Here is a 5,269-nt window from a genome sequence, read left to right as displayed (position 1 = left end):
GGACCTGATAGATCGCACCATCGCCGCCATCGGCGAGCGCGAGGGCGCATTGCCCGCTTTGCCCGTCGCCGACACGCTGAAGCGCGAGTCGGCCTCCGGCGTGGTTGGCGAAACCGTTTCGCGCAGCGGTCTTCACGCGGCGCAAACGCCGCAGGGCTTTCCGTTCTGGCCCATCCTTGCCGCGCACGAGAAAGCCCATCATCTGGGAAAAATGGATTTTACCGACGATGCCGCGATCGCCGAATGGGCGCATATTCCGGTCAAGATCGTTCCGGGCTCGCCGGACAATGTCAAACTCACCTGGGCACGGGATATTGCCATGGCGGACCAGCGGCTTTCCGGCGAACGTGTGCGCTTTCCCGACATCCGGACCGGCAATGGCTACGACGTCCATGCTTTCGAGCCCGGCGACCATGTTACACTGTGTGGAGTCGCCATTGCACACGACAAGAAACTGTCCGGCCATTCCGACGCCGATGTCGGTCTGCATGCTCTGACCGATGCGTTGCTGGCGACCTGCGGCGCCGGCGACATCGGTACGCATTTTCCGCCGTCCGACCCGCAGTGGAAAGGCGCTGCATCGCGGATCTTCGTCGAGCATGCGGCAGGGCTGGTGCGCGAGCGCGGCGGCCGCATCGCCAATGCCGATATCACGTTGATCTGCGAAGCGCCGCGCGTCGGCCCGCACCGCGAGGCGATGACGGCAGCCCTGTCGCAGATGCTGGCAATTTCCGCGGATCGCATCTCGATCAAGGCGACAACCAACGAGAAGCTCGGCTTCGTCGGGCGCGAGGAAGGCATTGCGGCGATCGCCACTGCCAGCGTGGTGTTTCCCGGCGAGGTGCCGGAATGACCAACAGCGACCTGGCAAATGCCTTGCTGCAAGCCTGCCAGAAACGCGGCATCATGCTGGCAACGGCGGAAAGCTGCACCGGCGGCATGATCATCGCGGCACTCACCGACATCGCGGGCTCGTCCGCCGTGGTCGATCGCGGCTTCATCGCCTATTCCAACGAAGCCAAGATGGACATGCTCGGCGTTTCCGCCGCCACGCTCGATGCGCATGGGGCGGTTTCGCGCGAGACTGCGATCGAAATGGCGACAGGCGCGCTTACCCGTTCGCGCGCCGGGCTGACCCTGGCGGTTACCGGGATCGCCGGGCCTGGCGGCGGTTCGGCGGAAAAACCGGTCGGCCTGGTCTGGTTCGGGGTTGCGCTGGACGGCCGACCGATTGTCGCCGAGCACCAACTCTTTGCAGACAAAGGCCGCGATTTCATCCGTCGCGAAACGGTCCGGCAAGCGCTGGAACTGGGCCTGCAAGCACTCGGATAGGATTATAAAACGTTGGGCGGGCGGACCCGAAAGCCGGATTTGCGGCTACGTTTTCGATTCCGGGCTGCTTTGCCCCAAGTGTGGCTCCGTCCCAGCCAGCAGCCGCTGAATATTGGCACGATGGCGCATAACCACGTAGATGCTGCCCGCAATCACCAGCAACCGATAGGCCAACGGTTGCTCCAGGCCACAGATGAGGGCGATCGCGGTCAACGCCGCTACCATCGAACTCAGGGAAACTATCCGAGACGTAGCCAGCACAGCACCAAAAGCCGCCGCAGCCCCCACACCTACCGGCCAAGACAGAGCCAGCAACACGCCAAGCCCCGTCGCAGCGGATTTGCCACCTGTGAAATTCAACCAGATCGAACGGCCATGTCCCAACAACACGGCAATTCCGGCCAGGCAAACAGCCCAAGGCACCCAGGCTTGCAGGTCAAGCGGGGTCGATAGCGTAACCAACGGCAACGTGATGAACCCAGCGGGCAAAGACGATCGCCCCAGCACCTTTCAGCACATCCACCAGCAACACCACCAACGCCGGCCATTTTCCCAAGACCCGCAAGACGTTCGTTGCCCCGGTGGATTTGGAGCCATGCTCCCGGATATCGATGCCCTTGAGCAGCTTCCCCGCCAGATAACCCGTGGGCATTGAACCGAAGAGATAGGCGATCGCCAGTCCAACGGTGCTTGCTATCCAGAAAAGCATGCGCAAGCCTCAAGACGGTTTTGTACCGTAGATGACGTCGGCGCGCTTCTCAAAGGCTTCGGCGAACATGCGGAAGGCACGATCGAACATGGTTCCCATGACCGCGCCCAGAATACGGCTCTTGAACTCGTAGTCGATGAAGAAGCGGACGGCGCAACCGGCGCCGTCGGGTTCGAAACGCCAGACATTGCTCAAATATTTGAACGGCCCGTCGATGTACTTCACGTCGATGGTGTTCTCGTCGGGCTTCAGCAGTACCTGCGTCGTGAAGGTTTCGCGGATCGCCTTGTAGCCGATGCTCATGTCGGCAAGGAGAACGGTACGCCCGTCACGCTCCTTGCGCGAGCGAACCGTCAGCGCTTCGCAAAGCGGCAGGAATTGCGGATAGGATTCAACATCGGCGACCAAAGCGAACATCTGCTCGGGTGTATGGGATACGCGTCGGGTAGCTTCGAATTTTGGCATGAAACCGGCTGATTAAGCTGATTTCTTGAGAATCGCTTCCCGTGCCGCACGCAGCTTGGCGAAATCGTCGCCGGCGTGATGCGATGAACGCGTCAGCGGGCTGGACGCCACCAGCAGGAAACCCTTGGTCCGGCCGATCGTCTCAAAGGATTTGAACTCCTCCGGCGTAACAAAGCGGATCACCGGGTGGTGCTTCTTCGACGGCTGCAGATACTGGCCTATGGTCATGAAGTCGACATTGGCCGAACGCAGATCGTCCATCAACTGCAGGATTTCATTCCGTTCTTCGCCCAGCCCCACCATGATGCCGGACTTGGTGAAGATCGACGGATCAAGCTCCTTGACCCGCTGCAACAGCCGGATCGAATGGAAATAGCGGGCGCCCGGACGAACCGTCAGATAGTTCGACGGAACGGTTTCGAGATTGTGGTTGAAGACGTCGGGTTTGGCCGCCACGACGATCTCCAGCGCGCCGTCCTTGCGCAGGAAGTCGGGCGTCAGGATTTCGATCGTCGTCAGCGGCGTCGCCGCCCGGATGGCGCGGATGACCTCGGCGAAATGCTGCGCACCGCCATCGGCGAGATCGTCGCGGTCGACCGAGGTGATGACGACATGGGTAAGGCCCATCTGCTTGACCGCATGCGCGACGCGGGCCGGTTCATCCGGGTCAAGAGCGGTTGGAATGCCCGTGGCGACGTTGCAGAAAGCGCAGGCGCGGGTGCAGATCTCGCCCATGATCATGAAGGTGGCGTGCTTCTTTTCCCAGCACTCGCCGATGTTGGGGCAGCCGGCCTCTTCGCAGACCGTCACCAGCTTGTGCGACTTCACGATTTCGCGCGTTTCGGCATAGCCCTTCGACATCGGCGCCTTGACGCGTATCCAGTCGGGCTTGCGCAGGACATCCTGATCAGGCTTGTGCGCCTTTTCGGGATGCCGCAGGCGCGGTGCGTTGGCGATCGTATCGAGGACAGTGACCATCGGGAAACCTGGTTCATTGGCGAGCGCCAGTCAGGCGTTCGTTGTGATAACGTCATCTAGGACTTTTCGGCGCAAAGAAAAAGGCCGCTGCGGCGCATGCCGCAACAGCCTTTTTCGCATGGCAGCTCTTCAGTGATGTCAGCGGCGCACCAGGCGTCCTGCCCAGATCAGTAGGCAGGCGCCGATAAAGCCGGTGATCAGATAGGCAATCCAGCCGACGCCGAACGGGCCAAAATTGAGAGCCTGCAGAATGGCGTTCAGCACGATCGCGCCGACGATGCCCATAACGATGTTCATGAAGATGCCGGTGTTGCTCTTCATGAACATTTCGGCGAACCAGCCTGCCAGGCCGCCGATGATGATGGCTGCTATCCAGCCGACGCCATTCAGGTGCATATGCCTTCTCCTTGTGTGATGGATGAAAGTGCATCCGCAAACGATGTACCTTGCCGCCGGGTTCCATCTGTAGCAGCGCTTTCAATCTATCACGCGTTGAGCGCGCGGCCATAGGCGTCGAGCACGCTTTCCTTCATCATCTCCGACAGCGTCGGGTGCGGGAAGATGGTGTGCATCAGCTCTTCCTCGGTCGTCTCCAGGTTCATCGCCACGACGAAGCCCTGGATCAGTTCGGTCACTTCGGCGCCGACCATGTGGGCGCCGAGCAATTGACCGGTCTTCTTGTCGAAGATGGTCTTGATGAAGCCCTGATCCTCACCGAGCGCGATCGCCTTGCCATTGGCGGCGAACTGGAAGCGCCCGACCCGGATATCCCAGCCCTCTGCCTTGGCCTTGGCTTCGGTCAGGCCAACCGAGGCGACCTGCGGATTGCAGTAGGTGCAGCCCGGAATCTTCAGCTTGTCGGTGGCATGTACGCCAGGAAAATCAGCGATCTTCTCGATGCACACGACACCCTCATGTTCGGCCTTGTGGGCGAGCATCGGCGGGCCGGCGACATCGCCGATGGCATAGATGCCCGGCACATTGGTCTTGCCGTAACCATCGATGACGACGCAGCCGCGATCCGTCTTCACGCCGAGCGCCTCAAGCCCGAGGCCCTCGATGTTGCCTTGCACGCCGACGGCCGAGATCATCCGGTCGGCGGTGATCTTCTCGACCTTGCCGTCCTTCATCTCGACATGCGCCGTGACCGAGTTCGTGCCCTTCTCGACCTTGGTCACCTTGGCTTCGAGGATAATCTTCATGCCTTGCTTCTCGAACTGCTTTTGCGCGAACTTCGAGACTTCGGCGTCCTCGACCGGCATCACCGCCGGCAGCAATTCGACCACCGTCACCTCGGCGCCCATTGTGCGGTAGAAGGAGGCGAATTCGATGCCGATGGCGCCCGACCCCATGACGAGCAACGACTTCGGCATCTCCTTCGGCACCATGGCCTCGAAATAGGTCCAGATCAGCTTTCCGTCCGGCTCGATGCCGGGCAGCCCGCGTGGCCGGGCGCCGGTCGCCAGGATGATGTGCTTGGCGGTATAGGTGCCCTCGCCCTTGACGCCTTTCGGCACCGGCGGCTGTGGCTCCATCGGCTTCTTGGCCGTCTTGGACACGACGATCTCGCCCGCCTTCGAAAGCTTGGCCTCGCCCCAGATGACGTCGACCTTGTTCTTCTTCATCAGGAAGGCAACGCCGCCATTGAGCCGCAGCGACACCTTGCGCGAGCGGTCAACGACGGCCGATGTGTCCACGCTGACCTTGCCGTCGAGCTTCAGCCCGTAATCCTTCAGGTGATCCGAATAGTGCATGATCTCGGCCGAGCGCAGCAGCGCCTTGGTC

6 protein-coding genes and 1 pseudogene are annotated in these 5,269 nt (G+C 61.3%); 2 read left to right on the top strand and 5 right to left on the bottom strand.

Annotation, left to right across the window (positions count from 1 at the left end):
* Together ispF and EN969_RS15610 are read left to right on the top strand one after the other, a co-directional pair.
* Positions 1–853 (top strand): 2-C-methyl-D-erythritol 2,4-cyclodiphosphate synthase (gene ispF / locus EN969_RS15615; protein WP_127419229.1); only part of this gene is annotated, 853 nt, incomplete at its 5' end.
* Complete coding sequence (locus EN969_RS15610) at positions 850–1,332, top strand: CinA family protein (RefSeq protein ID WP_063168047.1); 483 nt, start codon at positions 850–852, stop codon at positions 1,330–1,332. The genes ispF and EN969_RS15610, both read left to right, overlap by 4 nt.
* A 45-nt stretch (positions 1,333–1,377) precedes the next feature.
* On the opposite strand, the pseudogene plsY reads toward EN969_RS15610, so the two are convergent.
* The 5 genes and pseudogenes from plsY to lpdA form a co-directional block, all read right to left on the bottom strand.
* Positions 1,378–2,041: pseudogene (gene plsY, locus EN969_RS15605) on the bottom strand (glycerol-3-phosphate 1-O-acyltransferase PlsY).
* Positions 2,042–2,050: 9 nt separating this feature from the next.
* Positions 2,051–2,506: a type II toxin-antitoxin system RatA family toxin gene (locus tag EN969_RS15600; protein ID WP_013531488.1), complete on the bottom strand. Its 456-nt coding sequence runs from the start codon at positions 2,504–2,506 to the stop codon at positions 2,051–2,053.
* A 12-nt stretch (positions 2,507–2,518) separates the two neighbouring features.
* Positions 2,519–3,484 carry a lipoyl synthase gene (gene lipA / locus EN969_RS15595; RefSeq protein WP_024505190.1) on the bottom strand — a complete coding sequence of 322 codons (966 nt, stop codon included), beginning with the start codon at positions 3,482–3,484 and terminating at the stop codon, positions 2,519–2,521.
* A gap of 138 nt (positions 3,485–3,622) precedes the next feature.
* Entirely contained in the window at positions 3,623–3,880 is a 258-nt protein-coding gene (locus EN969_RS15590; RefSeq protein WP_013531486.1) for a GlsB/YeaQ/YmgE family stress response membrane protein, read from the bottom strand.
* 89 nt (positions 3,881–3,969) lie between these two features.
* On the bottom strand, positions 3,970–5,269 hold a 1,300-nt coding region (gene lpdA, locus EN969_RS15585), incomplete at its 5' end, for a dihydrolipoyl dehydrogenase (protein ID WP_127419228.1).

Source organism: Mesorhizobium sp. M7A.F.Ca.CA.003.01.2.1, from assembly GCF_003998945.1.
GTDB classification, from domain to species: Bacteria; Pseudomonadota; Alphaproteobacteria; order Rhizobiales; family Rhizobiaceae; genus Mesorhizobium; species Mesorhizobium ciceri.
The sequence above is the reverse complement of the archived record's forward strand: the minus strand, read 5'-3'. Positions and strand labels throughout refer to the sequence as shown.

Coding starts and splice junctions, on each gene's coding strand:
- EN969_RS15610 (WP_063168047.1), top strand. CDS start 850: ATGACCAACAGCGACCTGGCAAATGCCTTGCTGCAAGCCTGCCAGAAA.
- lipA (WP_024505190.1), bottom strand. CDS start 3,484: ATGGTCACTGTCCTCGATACGATCGCCAACGCACCGCGCCTGCGGCAT.
- EN969_RS15590 (WP_013531486.1), bottom strand. CDS start 3,880: ATGCACCTGAATGGCGTCGGCTGGATAGCAGCCATCATCATCGGCGGC.
- EN969_RS15600 (WP_013531488.1), bottom strand. CDS start 2,506: ATGCCAAAATTCGAAGCTACCCGACGCGTATCCCATACACCCGAGCAG.